Below are 16,658 nucleotides of genomic sequence, written 5' to 3' on the forward strand. Positions count from 1 at the left end.
GTGTACGAAATGTTTACGACGGGCATAAGTTTAGCATTATAGGACTAAAATCTATTTAAAGGATTTCCCTTGCGCCACTAAAATTGACATGCAATTTTTTAACGTGGCTCAAGCCACCTGTGCGGTGGATAAGAGGAAAGAATCTTCAAAAACTTAGTGCAGAATAATTTTAAAATCACGAAATTTTACGCAAAAAAAAATTCCAGTTATCGAAATAACTGGAATTTTTAAATTTGGCGGAGACGGAGAGATTCGAACTCTCGAAGGGCTATGAACCCTTGCCGGTTTTCAAGACCGGTGCATTCAACCGCTCTGCCACGTCTCCATTGGTGCATCATTATATAGATATATTTTTTTTGTGCAAGCCCTTTTTTCAATTAATTTAATTATTTTTTCAGCCCCTTATTTTTGTGGCTTACAGACAGATGCAGGCACATATCTAGCAAGCGGTTGGCATAGCCCCACTCGTTGTCATACCACGCAAAGACCTTGTACTGATTGCCCACTTGCATGAGCTGTAGCCCGTCGACGATTAAGGACTCGGTCTGATGCACAAAGTCGCTAGAGACAAGCGGCAACTCGGTATAGCTCATGATACCTGAGAGCTGATTATCACTTGCGGTGATTAAGGCGTCTTTAATAGCATCAATATCACTTGGTGGCTCGCTAAAGACAAAGGTCACGTCTATCGCAGCGACGTCGATGGTCGGGACGCGGATAGAGTGACCATTGATTTTGCCTGTTATCGCAGGCAACACATGCTCAGTAGCAGCGATACTGCTGGATGTGGTAGGAATGATGTTGTGCCCTGAAGCGCGGGCGCGTCTGGGGTCACGATGCACTTGGTCGAGGACGTTTTGGTCAGCGGTCACGGCGTGTATCTCGGTCATCATCGCCGATTCAACGCCAAAGCTTGCGTCTAGCGTGGCAATCAGCGGTACGAGCGCTTGAGTGGTACAAGAGACGCTGGAGACAATGGGTAGCTCTGGACGCAGTGCGTCGGTATTGACGCCCATGACGATACAGGCATCGACATTATCAAAAGGGGCAGCGCCGATGATGACTTGCTGCGCCCCTGCTGTAATGTGTCGATAGGCTTGGTCATAAGCGCGGAAAAATCCTGTACACTCCAGCACGACATCGACACCAAGCGTTTGCCACGGCAACGACTCTGGCTCAGGCTGTGATAGCAGACGGATACAGTAAGTGTGCTCGTTTTTGCTAAGACACAGCTGCGTTTCACCGTCGTCACTGACGATATGCGCGTCAATGCCCAGACGGCTGAGGCGTCCATGCGCGCTGTCAAACTTGAGCAAGTGCAGCAAGATATCCGCACCTGCTACGTCATTGATGGCGACGATATGTATCGCCCGCCCCAGCATTTCAAAGCGCTCTAGCAAGGCACGTAATACATTGCGTCCAATGCGCCCAAAGCCATTGATGGCGACACGTAGCGGGCGGTAGCCTTCATTGGTGATATAAGTGGAGGTGTTGGCGGCGCTTGAGGCTCTATAGGTGGTGCTGGTAAAACTTGGCATAATCGGTATTCGCTATTGCTCGCCATCGATTGATGATAGCCTACATAAAGAAAGTATAAAGGTAACGCCCTAATCGTTAATAAAAATCAGCGCCAAACGGATGGTGTTGTAATCAATGCGTCCTTCTAAATATTCATGCAACGGGCGCAACTTAATTTGCCCATCATCGGTAGTATTGTTTGGATCGTTTTCTGCCTGTACGCTGGTATAAGCGCTGTAAACCGCATCAATGATGTCATCATCAGGGCGCAGATGCTCACAAGCAAGGCTGGGGTCGCGGCGCTTTAGCTCGCTGATATGGCGCATGATGGTCGATTGTGCCAGCTCGCGGGCTTCGGCAATCTCGGCGATGCTAAAGCTTTCTTCTAACAATAGGCGCGTGGTTTCTAGCGTGGTTTCGGACTTATCGGCGACTTGGTTGCTTTGTTTTTGCTGCTTTTTTTGTAGCTCGCGGCGTTTTTTTTGTAGGCGCTCGTAGCTGTCGATGACCGTTTGGCTGAGTGTGCCGCCTGATTTAAGCACAAAATTGGCATGCGCCTGTGTCATGCTTTTTGCATCGAGCATGGCGTAATTGGTGTCCGCTTCTTGTGAAAGTTCCAAAAACCGCTTGTCCGCACCACGCGCTAAAGGATCGAGTTGCAGACTCATGGTATTCATACCGAGTAATTTCAGTCCTGAGAGTGACTTAAGGCGCGATAGTGCCACATAGCCCTGCCCCAGCTCAAAAGTGCGCGATAGGTCAATCTCGGCGGCGTCTAGAGTCATGCCTTGGGATTTATGAATGGTAATCGCCCATGCCAGACACAAGGGCACTTGTGAATAACTTGCCAGCACTTCCCCGCTTTCGTCTTCAATGCTCCATTCTTCAGGCTCGGCGATGACTTCTTTGCCTGTATTTAGACGCACGACAGGGTATTTGATGCTCGTTTTTTTATCACTTTTTTTGCTGTCTTTATTGTCGGCATCCGCATCGTCTTGCTTATCATTATGTTGGTCATCGTCCGCTGCGTCTGGCTCATTGCGTTTGTTCTTATTGTCCAGTCGATTGTCCGCCTTAAGACTGACGGCACGAAAACCCACCAGCTCGCCCATCGTGCCGTTTGACACGCCCAGCTCAGCATTGTTTTTAATAAACATCACCTTGGCACCCACGGTGAGCGTCAGTTGCTCTTGGGTGCGGACGCTTTTCTTTAGCGTTTCGACCAGCTTTTCATCGCCATTACCGACCGCTTCAAAACAATGCGTCTCGCCGTCCAGCTTGACCAGTTCATTGTCATTAATTTTATTGACGTTTTGATTGTGCGTATATAGGCGCGTGCGGCTAATATGAATGTCTTGCACAGCGGTTTCTTCGAGCGCGGCAATGGCGTCAAAGCTCACGTCTTGGCGGCGGATTTGATTAAGAATGTCATCGAGTCCGAGCGTATCATCTTGCGCCGCGTCATTTTGGCGGTGCTGCTCGCTCAGATAGCAAATGTGAAACTTGGCATCGAGCCACGCTTCAGACATAAAAGCAAACTTATCTCGGTTGCTTTCACCGCGCTGACCGATGGGCGGCAACTGAAAAAAGTCGCCCGCGACCACCACTTGGATACCGCCAAAGGGCGCATCGTCTTTACGCAAGTGCTTTAGGACTTGATTGACGGCATTTAATTGCTTGGCGTGTAGCATAGATATTTCATCAATAATCAGCACAGAGGTTTCTTTGACGCGCTCGACCAAGGGCTTTTTGCGCGCCAAGATACCCAAGTCCTTTTCGCTTAGCGTGTCTTTGATACCAATGCCCGACCAGCTGTGAATGGTCGTACCGTTCATATGCGTGGCAGCAATCCCTGTACTGGCGGTCACGGCGACGGGCACACGCCGCGCGCGCAGATAATGAATGTATTGATTGAGGGTATAAGTTTTGCCCGAACCTGCTGAACCTGTCAAAAATACATTTTGACCCGTTTTTAAGATATCTAAAGCTGAAGACTGACGCATATAAAGAACCAAGCAAATAAAAATAACGGCGCAAAACGCCAATCTCGTTACTAAAAGAGTCTAATACTTAAGCCAAGTATAGCCCCGCCATACGAAAACCTTTACTTATATATGGTTCATAAGATAAAAATACACACATAACAAAAGGTTTTCTCTAGTGATAGTAAACAATAGAAAATATTATTATTACTCTAGGCAAAAGCCGAGTAGGATAGAACAAGCACCAAACAAGGATATAAAGTCATGGTGACGGATGCGCGCTTTTTTGTCAAAAAAGGCCGTCTGTATTATGTGATAAAACCAATAACACAACAAGGAGTGGTTAATGTTATACGCTTATCCCAACACTGAAAACAGTCCGGTCCAATTCCGCGAAAAATACGATAACTTTATTAATGGTGAGTGGACCGCTCCTGTCGATGGAGAGTATTTTGATAACACAAGCCCCATCGATGGTAAAACTATTTGCCAAGTCGCCCGCTCAAAAGAAGCCGATATCGAAAAAGCCCTAGACGCGGCGCATGCTGCCAAAGACGCATGGGGCAAAACCAGTGTTACTGAACGTGCCAACTTGTTACTCAAAATAGCTGACAGCATGGAAGCCAACCTAGAAGCGATTGCGATTGCCGAATGTTACGAAAACGGCAAGCCTGTTCGTGAGACACTCGCAGCCGACATCCCTCTAGCCATTGATCACTTCCGTTATTTTGCCAGCGCCATTCGCGCACAAGAAGGCGGTATCAGTCAGATTGACGAAGACACTGTGGCTTATCATTTTCATGAGCCACTTGGTGTCGTCGGTCAAATCATTCCTTGGAACTTTCCTATCCTAATGGCCGTATGGAAGCTAGCACCTGCCCTTGCTGCTGGTAACTGCATTGTCCTAAAACCTGCCGAGCAAACCCCCGCCTCTATCCTATTTATGCTAGAGACCATTGGCATTGCCGATATCTTGCCAAAAGGCGTGCTAAACGTCGTCAATGGCTTTGGTGTCGAAGCGGGTAAACCACTTGCCTCAAACCCTCGTATCAATAAAGTTGCCTTTACAGGTGAGACTACCACTGGCCGCCTCATTATGCAGTACGCGAGCGAAAACATCATTCCAGTGACGTTAGAGCTTGGTGGCAAAAGCCCTAACATCTTCTTTGCCGATGTTATGGATGAGGACGATGACTTCTTGGACAAAGCTGTCGAAGGTCTAGTGATGTTTGCACTGAACCAAGGTGAAATCTGCACCTGTCCATCGCGGGCACTCGTTCATGAGAGCATCTATGATGAGTTCATCAAACGCTGTATCGCCCGCGTTGAAGCCATCAAGATGGGTAACCCATTAGATACCGAAACCATGATTGGCGCGCAAGCCAGCTCAGATCAATTAGAGAAAATCCTATCTTATCTTGATATCGGTAAAAAAGAAGGCGCAAAAGTGCTCGTCGGCGGCGAACAAGCTAAGCACGATGGCGACTTGACAGACGGTTACTACGTCAAACCAACTATCTTTAAAGGCACCAACGATATGCGCGTGTTCCAAGAAGAGATCTTTGGACCTGTCCTTGCCGTAACTACTTTTAAAGACGATGACGAAGCCATGCAGATTGCCAATGACACCTTGTATGGTTTAGGCGCGGGCGTTTGGACGCGTAGTGTACACAAAGCTTACCGCTTCGGACGTGGTATTCAAGCTGGACGCGTATGGACCAACTGCTATCACATCTACCCTGCGCATTCTGCATTCGGCGGTTATAAGCAATCCGGTATTGGACGCGAAAACCACTTAATGATGCTCGACCATTATCAGCAAACCAAAAACATGCTGGTGTCGTACAGCCCTAAAAAAATGGGCTTCTTCTAAACCATCATTTCTAATCATGGAGCGGGTTATCACAAGTGTTACATAACCCGCTCGCTACAACGATCTAAATAAAAAAACTGAAACGAATTTTTATATCCTCTAATGCGCTTAGGCGCACAGCAGGAAAAATTTGTAGCAGTCTTGCGTTCAAAATACGGTGTTTGCATATTTTGAATGCAACATCGCAACAACTTTTTATATCAACATTTATCAATCACCCATAAAAGAGAGCTTATTATGACTAACAAAATGAAAGCCGCTGTATTACATGAGTTCGGTCAAGACTTAAAAATCGAAGAAGTCGACATCCCAACCGTAGGTGCCGGTCAGATTTTAGTAAAAATGGAGGCCTCAGGCGTCTGTCACACGGACCTTCATGCCGTTGAAGGAGATTGGCCAGTCAAACCAAGTCCACCATTTATCCCTGGACACGAAGGCGTCGGTATCATCACCTCTGTCGGCGACAACGTCCATCACGTCAAAGAAGGCGACCGAGTCGGTGTGCCTTGGCTCTACTCTGCTTGCGGACACTGTACGCATTGTTTAGGTGGCTGGGAAACCTTATGTAAAAAGCAAGAAAACTCTGGTTACTCAGTGAACGGTAGCTTTGCAGAATACGTCCTTGCAGATGCCGACTATGTCGGTATCATCCCTGAAGGCGTCGACTCTGTAGAGATTGCCCCTGTCTTATGCGCAGGTGTCACTGTCTATAAAGGCCTAAAAATGACGGATACCAAGCCTGGTGATTGGGTAGTGATTTCAGGTATCGGCGGACTTGGGCACATGGCCGTTCAGTACGCCATTGCCATGGGCCTTAATGTCGCGGCGGTCGATATCGACGATGAGAAGCTTGAATTCGCCAAAAAGCTGGGCGCCAAAGTCATCGTCAACGCAAAAGACACCGATCCTGGCGAGTATCTCCAAGAGCAGATCGGCGGTGCTCATGGCGTGTTAGTCACTGCAGTATCATCAAAAGCTTTTGATCAAGCCTTAACCATGTTACGTCGCGGTGGTACTTTAGTATGTAACGGCCTCCCCACTGGCGACTTCCCGGTGTCAATCTTTGATACTGTACTCAACGGTATCACTATACGCGGCTCTATCGTTGGCACACGTCTTGACTTACAAGAGTCGCTAGATATGGCAGCAGCAGGCAAAGTCAAAGCGACCGTCAAAGCCGAGCCGCTTGAGAACATCAATGACATCTTTGAGCGTATGCGTAACGGTAAGATTGAAGGGCGTATCGTCATCGACTATAATCAATAACGGATAGTAAAATGACAGTGTTATAAGCTTATTGCATAGTTATTCCAACTGTCAATTATCAGCCGAAGGTCGTATCTTTTTAGTCATATGCCAGTTGTGATGTGTCTGAAGATGATGCGACCTTTTTGATTTGACTGTGGCATACTGATACTAGAGAGCAATTATATAAACCATGGATGGGCCATAAGAAGGAGTACGATATGAAACTGGCAGCAACAGAGTCGTGTAAGGCGTTGATTGAGCTACTAAAGTCCAAGCATGGTGATTTAATGTTCCATCAGTCTGGCGGCTGCTGTGATGGCAGCTCACCCATGTGCTATCCGCTGGACGAATTCAAGGTCGGCGCTCAAGACGTGCTGGTCGGCGAGCTGGCGGGCTGTCCGTTTTATATGGGGCGCGCGCAGTATAAATTGTGGGAGCATACCGACTTGACCATTGATGTGGTCAATGGACGCGGCGCGAGCTTTTCTTTAGAAATCCCTGAGGGCAAACGCTTTATCGTACGCTCGGATGTGTGCGCTATAGATTGACCACACCACGGCATTTGGGGAGCTGTGCGCAGCCATAAAACGCTTGCCCTGCCCGCGTGCCTGTCTTTGCCATCCGCTTGACCATCGCGCCCATTTTTGTTATTTAAACCACTACCCTAGCCATTAAGCGCGGTCAAGCAGTGCCAAAAAACGCGCCAAACCGACCACAAAAAAATATGTAGCAAATGTACGTCCTTCACGCTCTCCTTTTTTTGCGTTATTATGAACAATAATCGAGATAAAGGCACGGGGTTTAGTGGGTGTTATTTAATTGGGTGCTGTATTTTTTTGCCCTCATACGCTAGCAAATTTAATTTGCTATTTTTTATCGCACTATCGTTTTTATCCGTAAATATGGGTATATTAGAGGACAAAAGTACGCCATATAGATTAACTATGATGAAGAGCTTATGTCACTTATTATCCAAAGCTGTTTTTATGACCTGTGGTCTTACCGCCACTGTTCTACTACCTATCACAGTCCAAGCCAATGATTCTGCAGGCTATGTGGCAACGGGCGGTGTTGAATATATTAAAAACAAAAATATCAGTATGCACAGCGAAGACTTGTACATCTCAAAAGATGAAATTCGCGTCAATTACGAGTTTAAAAACCTCAGCAATAAGGACATAACCGAGACGATTTTGTTTCCTATGCCTGCCATACCCAGCTTTATCGACTCAGATTATGCTGACATAGATGCAACTTATGATAGCTTTAAAATATGGGTCAATGGACGCGCCATTCAGCCGAAATTACATGTACGCACCTTTATGAGTCCTCTTGTTATAGAAGATGGCTACACTACCCATGCAGATGAAGCAGTGGATACGACTGATATATTTACGTCCTGTGGTATCAATAAAGCGGAAATGCTCGTTCCTTGGACATATCAAGTAGATGCAGAATATGTGAATCGAAAACTGTTGGCTTGTGATAATCCGAAACTGACTCGGTTTATTGATGATAGAACAGATCCTTATATTTTTTGGGATTCACAAATCATCTATAGCTGGCAGCAAACTTTTAAAGCCAATAGCACAACCACCGTTAAGCATACCTATGCCCCACTCGTAGGCGGATCCGTACATTTAGGAGAAGAAGAATTTGGGGATTTTTGCGTAGATGACTATACGCGACGTGGGTTTCATGAAAGTGGCGCACGCCCCTATGAAGCGCTGAGCTATATTCTAACAACAGGTGCAAACTGGGCAAAACCCATCAAGGATTTTACCTTAACCGTCGAGCGTGATAACAATGAGCTGGTATCGTTTTGTTGGCAGGGTAAAGGTAAGGTGAAAAAGATTGCGCCCAACACGTTTCAAATCAAAGAGTCTGATTTTGTACCGACTCATGATTTTAACGTGATATTTATTCATAATAAGTTTTGATGGTGTGGATTGGGTGGCCATGTTTTATCTAGCCTAAAATTTACGCGCGACCCAGTCTATCGACGTGATTGACCATAGTAGGTATGCGATGGTTACCATCCATGGTTTTAACCCAAGTTTTTGCTTGTTCATTATCTAGACCCACGCTGGTCACATATAGCGGGTGTTTACTGATACCTCGCCATACCGCGTAGTCCTCGGTAATGTCAGCAAAACGATTCTTAGCAATGCCAATGATGGGTTTTTGATCCGCCAAATGATCATAAAGATATTTGCCCAATCCTGCTTGATTGATACCATCTAAAAAAACATAGCCATCAATGATAATGACATCAAAAGGCGCTTGTATCTGCTCAATGATCGCCAATAAGCAAGGCATTTCACGCTTGTAGAACTGCCCAGATTGATAAGGAGCAACATCATTCACTTCAACAATATGCTCACTTAATACCGTTGCGCGCTCAATCCCTGAAAATCGTACCCCTGTCACTATGGCTGTCGTGTTATTGGCACTTTCATTATCTTGATAATGTACGTCTAGTATGAGGTAAATCAATGTGTGATTGCCTTTTTTTGGGTGGCGTGGGAGCTGGATATCTTATTCTATGCCCAGCCTATATTTTTGATTATCAAATATGAGTAAATTAGGAGAAGCTTGTAACTCCCAAAGAATATGTATTTATAAAAATATTCTACCTAAAAACATATTTTGATTGTTAATTTTTAGAATAATAAAACAACCCACAAAAAAAAGCTGCCAGATCACTCCAGCAGCTTTTTTTGGTTTTGAGTTTGATTAAAGGATTACACCAAACTATTTACCGCTTCAACCACAGCGTCAGTCGTAATACCAAACTCTTTATACAAGTCACTTGCAGGTGCAGATTCGCCATAAGTGGTCATACCGATGACTTTGCCATCGAGACCGACAAACTTAAACCAGTAGTCCACGTGCGCTGCTTCGACGGCAACACGGGCGCGGATATTCGCTGGCAATACCGACTCGCGGTAGTCTGCATCTTGTTTGCTAAACACTTCAGCACAAGGCATAGACACAACACGCACGCCAACGCCGTTATTGCTTAGCGTCTCGTACGCTTCCATCGCTAGACCCACTTCTGAGCCTGTCGCGATAATGATGGCTTGTAGCTCGCCCTGCTCTTTGGCCAGCACATAACCGCCTTTTGCGATGTTCGCGACTTGCTCAGCGTCACGGTCTTGGTGCGGCAGACCTTGACGGCTAAAGATAAGCGCTGATGGCGTGCTGGTCGCTTTAATCGCTTCGATCCACGCGCTGGCAGATTCGGTGGTGTCACATGGACGCCATGTGTTTAGGTTTGGCGTGCTGCGTAGGCTGGTCAACTGCTCGACAGGCTGGTGCGTCGGACCGTCTTCGCCCAGACCGATTGAGTCGTGGGTATAAACGTGGATGACGCGCTGCTTCATGAGTGCGCCCATGCGTACGGCGTTGCGTGCGTATTCCATAAACATCAGGAACGTCGCCACATAAGGGATAAAGCCGCCATGCAAGGCAATACCGTTGGCAATCGCGGTCATGCCAAATTCACGCACACCGTAAAAGATATAGTTACCTGCGGCGTCTTCTTGGATGCCTTTTGCGCCTTTGAACAAGGTTAGGTTCGAGCCTGCCAAGTCTGCTGAGCCGCCCATGATTTCTGGAAGTAGTGGCTGCAAGGCATTAATGGCGTTTTGGCTGGCTTTACGGCTCGCGACGTTGTCACCTGCTTGTTGGCATGACTGTAGGTACTCTTCTGCCTGAGCCGCAAAGTCCGCTGGCAGCTCGCCTTCTAGGCGGCGTTTTAGCTCTGCCGCCAGCTCTGGGTACGCTTGCTCGTAGCGTTCAAAGTCCGCTTGCCAGTTGTTTTGTAGCGTTTCGCCTTTGGCTTTGCCGTCCCACGCTTCGTAGATTTCGTCATCCAGCTCAAATGGTGCATGTTTCCAAGCCAGCGCGTCACGCGTTAGCGCAATTTCGTCATCACCAAGTGGTGCGCCGTGGCTGGCTGCCAGACCTTGCTTGTTCGGGCTGCCTGCACCGATGGTGGTTTTACAGATGATAAGGCTTGGCTTATTCGTTTCAGCAATCGCGGCTTTGGTCGCGTCAGTAATCACGTCCATATCGTGACCGTCAATACTGATGACTTGCCAGCCATAGCTTTCAAAGCGTGCTTTGGTGTCGTCAGTAAACCAGCCTTCGACATTACCATCGATTGAGATGCCGTTGTCGTCATAATAAAAGACCAGCTTGCCGAGACCCAGCGTACCTGCAAGCGAGCATACTTCGTGGCTGATGCCTTCCATCAAGCAGCCATCGCCCAAGAATGCATAGGTGTGATGGTCAATGATGTTGTGCCCGTCGCGGTTAAACTGCGCGGCAAGGGTCTTTTCAGCGATAGCAAAGCCCACCGCGTTGGCGATACCTTGACCCAGCGGACCTGTGGTGGTCTCTACGCCTGGCGTGTAGCCGTACTCTGGGTGACCTGGGGTCTTAGAGTGCAACTGGCGAAAGCCCTTTAGATCGTCCACACTGACATCGTAGCCTGATAGGTGCAATAGAGAATAAATCAGCATTGAGCCGTGTCCGTTTGAGAGAACAAAACGGTCGCGGTTGTGCCAATTTGGATCTGCTGGGTTGTGTTTTAAAAACTTGCGCCACAGTACTTCCGCAATGTCCGCCATGCCCATGGGCGCACCAGGGTGTCCTGAATTGGCTTTTTGTACCGCATCGAATGACAGTACACGGATGGCATTGGCTAGTTTACGTTCGCTAATTGGAGCTGGCATAGAGTGTCCTAATATGGAGGATAAGAGGAGAGTTTACTCATAGGTCATCCATCAAGTGCGCATGACGCGTCCTTGATGGATAGGCGATAAAATAAAAATGCAATATTAACATATTTGCGCCGCGTCACGCCAAAAAATGGCAACGATGACTTAGGATAAGTGTACTCCTTACCCCAATTCATCATTGCCATAAGTCTAACTTACACATGCAGGCGCAAAAAATTACGCTTCAATACGCTCAGCACCGCCCATAAATGGACGCAGCACTTCAGGAATGGTCACGCTGCCATCAGCGTTTTGATGGTTTTCCATGACCGCCAGCAGCGTACGTCCGACCGCCAAGCCTGAACCGTTTAGCGTGTGTGCCAATGTGGTTTTTTTGCCGTCTTTGATGCGTGTACCCATACGACGCGCTTGAAAATCGCCACAGTTTGAGCAGCTAGAGATTTCACGGTACGTGTCTTGGCTCGGTAGCCACACTTCGATGTCGTAGGTTTTTTGTGCGCTAAAGCCCATATCACCCGTACACAACTGCACCACGCGATACGGCAAGTCCAGCTGCTGCAAGATGTATTCAGCCTGTCCCGTCATCGCCTCTAGCAGATCGTCTGATTGTTCAGGCGTACCGATATTAACCATCTCCACCTTTTCAAACTGATGCTGGCGAATCAGACCGCGCGTGTCGCGACCATGTGAGCCTGCCTCACTGCGAAAGCATGGCGTATGTGCAGTGAATTTTAATGGCAGCTCTTTAATGTCCAAACGCTCACCGCGTACCAGATTGGTCATCGGCACTTCAGCGGTTGGAATTAAGTAAAAATCCATCCCGTCATTGTTGGTGTGATTGCCGAGCTTAAACAAGTCATCTTCAAACTTTGGCAGCTGACCTGTGCCTTTTAGGCTGTCTGAATTGACGATATACGGCACATAAGTCTCAAGATAACCGTATTTTACAGTGTGCGTGTTTAGCATAAATTGAATCAAGGCACGGTGCAGTTGCGCCAACTGACCTTTTAGGACGTTAAAGCGGCTGCCTGTCAGTTTGCTTGCGGCTTCAAAGTCGAGCAAGCCCAACGCCTCGCCAAGGTCGCTATGGTCTTTAACATCAAAATCAAAGCTGCGCGGCGTGCCCCATTTGCGCATCTCGACATTATCGTCTTCAGACTCGCCCACAGGTACGCCATCAGCAGGTAGGTTTGGCAGCTGTAGCGCGGCATTGGTTATGCGCTCTTGTAAGTCACGCAAGGCATCTTCTGCCGCCTTAATCTCACCGCTGATGCTTTGCATTTCTGCCAGTAGCTCGCTGGCATCTTCGCCCGACTTTTTGAGTACCCCGACTTGTTTTGCGCCTGCGTTACGGCGTGCTTGCAACGCTTCTGTTTTGACTTGCAATGATTTGCGCTCTTCTTCGACCGCTTGCCAAAAGTCCACATCCAGCGCGTAGCCGCGTGTCGCTAGGCGCTCTTGTAGCGCGTCCAAATCACCGCGTAAAAGTTTAGGGTCAATCATAGTCTCTGCCTGTCATGCCAAAAATAAGGAAAACCACCCAGCCTCACGCGTCTGTGCGCGCCTTTTGCCAAAGTGTCGTTACGTCTGTAACCAAGCCTATCAAAACCGCTATCATAACAAGACCCAGTACATTTGACCACGACTACGCGCACGTACAATGGTCAAATGCATTTTTATCACCTTGCGCTTTTGTTACCCTGCGCGCGCTTTTTTACTTTTATCGCCCCTGTATGCGCCAGATGTGGCAGGGATGTTTCTTTTACCCACACTTTTCGGTAAGATAAGTGCCTGTCTTATCATTTGCGGCACAGCCGTCTGCGCCACTGCCCAACCTTGTGTATTTGAGAACCCTTTATGGCACTGTATCCCTACACCTTGCAACCTGTTGCATTAAACCTATCTGAAGCAGAATTTAAACAAGCGCAGTACGAGCTGTTTAACAACACCAGCCAAACCTTTGGGCTATCAAGTATCAAAACCAAAGAGTGGGCAATCATGGCGGTGGTGGTGGTGCTGGCGATTGCAGGCTTAGTGTTTGTGACGGGCTACTCAACCATCTTGTTTTGGTTGATGCTGGTGCTCGTCGTGCTGTATGTGGTCGTGCGTACCTTGGGTTTTAAATGGTACGTCAAAAAAGAATTTGAAAAACAAATTGCTGAGCAAGAAATGCCTGATGAGATGCGCAATCTAAAGCTGGGCGTCCAAAAGCACGGTCTTATTATGACCATCCCAACCGAGCAACCTGACAGCCTCAAAGCCTCGCAAGTGCGCGGTATGCAGATGCGCGCCGCCATGTCGCAACAAGCGGTCATCCCGTGGACAGCGGTCAAAAGCTGGGAAGAAACTGACGACTATATCTTTGTACTGTTTGAGATGCAGGGACAGCAAGGCAGCCAAATCATTCCAAAACGCATCAAGGCGCAAAAGTTCCCTATCGACACTGTGCGTAAACATTTACAAGAAGTCATTCCTGAGCCAGGTCTCAAGCCTGAGCAAGTCCAAGCGCCAAAATAGGTATCAGCAGGCGGGCAAGTAGGCCAGTAAATCAAGCTTAAGGCGACACTGTATAACCATAATGGGTGTTCAAATACACCCATAATGGTGTATCAAAATATAGTGCTAAGATTATTTTCTATTCATATACATTTAAGCATAAGTATATATTTACAAGGCAATAACAAACGGTATTTTTTTCGTCATAATAAGCTCTTCTGATTACCCATTAAAGTAGAGGTTATAGTGAATACCGAAACATTATCGAAACTGGTCGTATTGTCGTTACCACTTATCGCCCTACCCGCTTGTGTCGTAAATTCAGACCCTATAGAAAGTACCACCAATACCAAACAATCCACCGCGCTGACACAGCATAGTAAATCCATAGGATTTGGTCCTCAGTCTCCCCGTAATATCGACAGTAAGCTTGGGCATCATCGCTTAATATTTAGCCCTGCCCCAAGCGCTAACAGTATGAACCTATGTAACATTCACCTACATAAAAATGCTGAACACAAAGGCGGAGAATTTACCACTTATGCGGGCAATGGCGATGGGTACAAGACAGGCTACAAATACTCAGGCCAGCTCACAGCTGCAGAGCGCAAACCTTTGCCAGAAGCTGTATGTATCGGTGAGCACAGTGCTATACAATCGGGTGATACCCTAGAAGTGCATTATGTCTACTCAACTTCTCAAGTCAAACCTGGTGTCTCTTTGGGCGCTTGTGTGGCAAATCCTATCCGAAACCCGCAATTGCGCGTAGAGGGACAAGTCATCGTAGCTGTTAATGATGATAATGCCGCGAACTTCATGGAAATGGCAGAATATGCAGTGCGTGACCAATATACTCAAGCCATCAACATCCCGACCGATACAGGCACACCTATTCAGTATGCAGGCTCCACCACAGGCCCGAGCTACAATGAAAAAGACTCCCCTTATCAAGTGACGTGGAGCGTACGACCCAAAGTCAAAAAGGTAAATATCAAGTCTTTAGGCAAATGGTGTGAGCGCAATGTATTTGAAGAAGATCATGCGCATGGGGTTCGCAATCTTGTGACCGATCCTAAGTCATTGTCACCCATTCTGTAATGACTGTCACAGCGTGAATACATCTTTGCTGTGCGCATCAAGAGACCATAAGCAGCTCTTAGTTTTATAAAACATAACAATATCTTTATTTATATTAATTTAACTTATCGCTGGTTGTTAGGTATCATAACCATAAATCGATAGGCCAAGGCGCTTTGCCCTGTTAATACATTTAGTTGTTAACAGGTTTAATAAAGACAGTATATTGGTCCATCCGCTATGATACTTCGTGCGCCTTTTTGTTCATAGGCGTATAGCGACAGATAAATGAATGACTAACCATACAATAAATGATAAGAGGACAGCTTTATGAGCACTGACAATACCAACCAAATCGGCCTAGAAAAAGCAGACATGAGCGAAGTTATCGCACAATTGAACAGCTTGTTGTCTACTTACCATGTGTTCTATTTAAATGTACGCGGCTATCACTGGAATGTAAAAGGTGAGCACTTCTTTACCTTGCATCCAAAGTTTGAAGAATTATATACAGCGCTACAGTTACAGATTGATGAGATTGCTGAGCGTATCTTGACGCTCGGTGGCACACCGCTACACGCGTATAGCGACTTTGCGCAGCACACCAGTATTAAAGAGGACAAAAACGTCCATCAAGGCAATGCGTGCGTTAAAGGCGTGGTATCAGGCTTACAAACCTTGATTGAAGAGCAGCGTCAAGTCTCAGCGCTTGCCGCAGATAGCGACGACCAAGGCTCAGCCGACCTTGTAGACGCCTATGTACAAGAGCAAGAAAAGCTGGTCTGGATGTATAACGCATTTTTAGGCTAATACGCCAACATTGTAATAAGATAAAAAAAGCACCCACAGTTGAACTGCGGGTGCTTTTTCATGACTGCCTTTTGGCAAAAGTAAACCACGTAGAAACAAGAGGTTGTGGTTTATTTTTCAATCCACTGGCGCATTTTTTCACGCTCAGAAGGTGTTGCTTGTAGCCACAGCTGCATAAAGCTGTCTAAGGTATTGGTGGTTTTTGCTGCTGCAAGTGGCGCAATAGGCTGCGTACCGTTGGATTCAAGCGAGGCAATGACGCTTTGGTTTTGCGCTTCGGCATCACCGCCACCATTGAACACCCCACCCAATGCTTTACCTAAGCCTGAAAACAGACCGCCGTCACTCTTGGTACTTTGCTGACTGGCGATAATGGTATTGCCCTGCTGCACCGCAAGCGTGGGCTGCTCAGCATATTCTTTTGCCGCCTCATACGCTTCAGGTTGATTTGGCATGGTCAGACGATAGGTTTGATTGTCCATCAGCTCTGCTGCCACACTGATATTGCCTGAACGTAAGTAATCATGCTCATCATGACCGAGGTTATATAGACGGTCATACTTTGCTGTGACCACATGCTGCCCTGGCTTTAGGTTGAACTTTTTGGGCGAGGACTGGAAAATGCTTTGCTTTAGCTCTTGTCCGTTAATGGCAGTGACCTTGATGTGGTCATCAACAAGCAACGTTGCATCAGCGTGCGACAGTGCAGAGACGCTGACGCCTGAGAGCAATACGGCAGCTACAGACATTCCTTTAAACCAAGATGAAGCGTGAGTCATGACATATCCTATGTGTAATCAATAAAACAATGAAAAAAAGTGGCTTACTGCCGTCGATGGCTATCAATATACCATTATCATAGCGCCGCATCATTACCAAAAATTGTTCTTAGTAACGCTATACCCT

General features: G+C 47.0%; 13 protein-coding genes and 1 tRNA gene. 7 read left to right on the forward strand and 7 right to left on the reverse strand.

The window, feature by feature from the left end; all coding sequences use genetic code 11:
* Nucleotides 1–234: 234 nt before the first annotated feature.
* The 3 genes from JIE71_RS11725 to JIE71_RS11735 form a co-directional block, all read right to left on the reverse strand.
* Nucleotides 235–325 (reverse strand) — tRNA-Ser (locus JIE71_RS11725).
* Between the two features lie 61 nt (nt 326–386).
* The gene (locus JIE71_RS11730) at nt 387–1,538 is read right to left on the reverse strand and encodes a type I glyceraldehyde-3-phosphate dehydrogenase (protein WP_199508905.1); all 1,152 of its coding nucleotides are present in this window, start codon (nt 1,536–1,538) and stop codon (nt 387–389) included.
* Nucleotides 1,539–1,607: 69 nt separating this feature from the next.
* Nucleotides 1,608–3,521 carry an AAA family ATPase gene (locus tag JIE71_RS11735; protein WP_199508906.1) on the reverse strand — a complete coding sequence of 638 codons (1,914 nt, stop codon included), beginning with the start codon at nt 3,519–3,521 and terminating at the stop codon, nt 1,608–1,610.
* 325 nt (nt 3,522–3,846) lie between these two features.
* Here JIE71_RS11735 and JIE71_RS11740 point away from each other — a divergent pair, with 325 nt between their 5' ends.
* From JIE71_RS11740 to JIE71_RS11755, 4 genes are all read left to right on the forward strand, one after another.
* Nucleotides 3,847–5,373: an aldehyde dehydrogenase family protein gene (locus JIE71_RS11740; protein ID WP_199508907.1), complete on the forward strand. Its 1,527-nt coding sequence runs from the start codon at nt 3,847–3,849 to the stop codon at nt 5,371–5,373.
* Nucleotides 5,374–5,610: 237 nt separating this feature from the next.
* Nucleotides 5,611–6,639 (forward strand): alcohol dehydrogenase AdhP, encoded by a 1,029-nt coding sequence (adhP, locus tag JIE71_RS11745; protein ID WP_199508908.1) that lies wholly within the window; start codon nt 5,611–5,613, stop codon nt 6,637–6,639.
* Between the two features lie 200 nt (nt 6,640–6,839).
* On the forward strand, nt 6,840–7,169 hold the full coding sequence (locus JIE71_RS11750) for a DUF779 domain-containing protein (RefSeq protein WP_199508909.1): 330 nt from the start codon (nt 6,840–6,842) through the stop codon (nt 7,167–7,169).
* A 396-nt stretch (nt 7,170–7,565) separates the two neighbouring features.
* Entirely contained in the window at nt 7,566–8,561 is a 996-nt protein-coding gene (locus tag JIE71_RS11755) for a DUF4424 family protein (protein WP_228284681.1), read from the forward strand.
* A gap of 40 nt (nt 8,562–8,601) precedes the next feature.
* On the opposite strand, the gene JIE71_RS11760 is transcribed toward JIE71_RS11755, so the two are convergent.
* From JIE71_RS11760 to serS, 3 genes are all read right to left on the reverse strand, one after another.
* Nucleotides 8,602–9,117 carry an endonuclease V gene (locus tag JIE71_RS11760; RefSeq protein ID WP_199508910.1) on the reverse strand — a complete coding sequence of 172 codons (516 nt, stop codon included), beginning with the start codon at nt 9,115–9,117 and terminating at the stop codon, nt 8,602–8,604.
* Between the two features lie 248 nt (nt 9,118–9,365).
* Entirely contained in the window at nt 9,366–11,363 is a 1,998-nt protein-coding gene (tkt, locus tag JIE71_RS11765) for a transketolase (RefSeq protein WP_199508911.1), read from the reverse strand.
* Nucleotides 11,364–11,585: 222 nt separating this feature from the next.
* Nucleotides 11,586–12,872: a serine--tRNA ligase gene (gene serS / locus JIE71_RS11770; protein ID WP_199508912.1), complete on the reverse strand. Its 1,287-nt coding sequence runs from the start codon at nt 12,870–12,872 to the stop codon at nt 11,586–11,588.
* Between the two features lie 354 nt (nt 12,873–13,226).
* On the opposite strand from serS, the gene JIE71_RS11775 reads away from it, so the two are divergent.
* The 3 genes from JIE71_RS11775 to JIE71_RS11785 all read left to right on the forward strand — a co-directional run bounded on the left by JIE71_RS11775 (nt 13,227) and on the right by JIE71_RS11785 (nt 15,752).
* A complete protein-coding gene (locus tag JIE71_RS11775; protein WP_199508913.1) occupies nt 13,227–13,886 on the forward strand; it encodes a YcxB family protein in 660 nt (219 codons plus the stop codon).
* Nucleotides 13,887–14,111: 225 nt separating this feature from the next.
* Nucleotides 14,112–14,963 (forward strand): delta-class carbonic anhydrase, encoded by an 852-nt coding sequence (locus JIE71_RS11780; protein WP_199508914.1) that lies wholly within the window; start codon nt 14,112–14,114, stop codon nt 14,961–14,963.
* 309 nt (nt 14,964–15,272) lie between these two features.
* The gene (locus JIE71_RS11785) at nt 15,273–15,752 is read left to right on the forward strand and encodes a Dps family protein (RefSeq protein WP_199508915.1); all 480 of its coding nucleotides are present in this window, start codon (nt 15,273–15,275) and stop codon (nt 15,750–15,752) included.
* Nucleotides 15,753–15,862: 110 nt separating this feature from the next.
* Here JIE71_RS11785 and JIE71_RS11790 read toward each other — a convergent pair whose 3' ends face one another.
* Complete coding sequence (locus tag JIE71_RS11790; protein WP_199508916.1) at nt 15,863–16,531, reverse strand: DUF2057 family protein; 669 nt, start codon at nt 16,529–16,531, stop codon at nt 15,863–15,865.
* Nucleotides 16,532–16,658 lie beyond the last annotated feature (127 nt).

This window comes from Psychrobacter sp. bablab_jr014 (assembly GCF_016464015.1).
GTDB lineage: Bacteria > Pseudomonadota > Gammaproteobacteria > Pseudomonadales > Moraxellaceae > Psychrobacter.

Excerpts from the sequence above, each read along its gene's own strand:
- JIE71_RS11730 (WP_199508905.1), bottom strand. The coding sequence starts at position 1,538 with ATGCCAAGTTTTACCAGCACCACCTATAGAGCCTCAAGCGCCGCCAAC.
- JIE71_RS11735 (WP_199508906.1), bottom strand. The coding sequence starts at position 3,521 with ATGCGTCAGTCTTCAGCTTTAGATATCTTAAAAACGGGTCAAAATGTA.
- JIE71_RS11740 (WP_199508907.1), top strand. The coding sequence starts at position 3,847 with ATGTTATACGCTTATCCCAACACTGAAAACAGTCCGGTCCAATTCCGC.
- adhP (WP_199508908.1), top strand. The coding sequence starts at position 5,611 with ATGACTAACAAAATGAAAGCCGCTGTATTACATGAGTTCGGTCAAGAC.
- JIE71_RS11750 (WP_199508909.1), top strand. The coding sequence starts at position 6,840 with ATGAAACTGGCAGCAACAGAGTCGTGTAAGGCGTTGATTGAGCTACTA.
- JIE71_RS11755 (WP_228284681.1), top strand. The coding sequence starts at position 7,566 with ATGATGAAGAGCTTATGTCACTTATTATCCAAAGCTGTTTTTATGACC.
- tkt (WP_199508911.1), bottom strand. The coding sequence starts at position 11,363 with ATGCCAGCTCCAATTAGCGAACGTAAACTAGCCAATGCCATCCGTGTA.
- serS (WP_199508912.1), bottom strand. The coding sequence starts at position 12,872 with ATGATTGACCCTAAACTTTTACGCGGTGATTTGGACGCGCTACAAGAG.
- JIE71_RS11775 (WP_199508913.1), top strand. The coding sequence starts at position 13,227 with ATGGCACTGTATCCCTACACCTTGCAACCTGTTGCATTAAACCTATCT.
- JIE71_RS11785 (WP_199508915.1), top strand. The coding sequence starts at position 15,273 with ATGAGCACTGACAATACCAACCAAATCGGCCTAGAAAAAGCAGACATG.
- JIE71_RS11790 (WP_199508916.1), bottom strand. The coding sequence starts at position 16,531 with ATGACTCACGCTTCATCTTGGTTTAAAGGAATGTCTGTAGCTGCCGTA.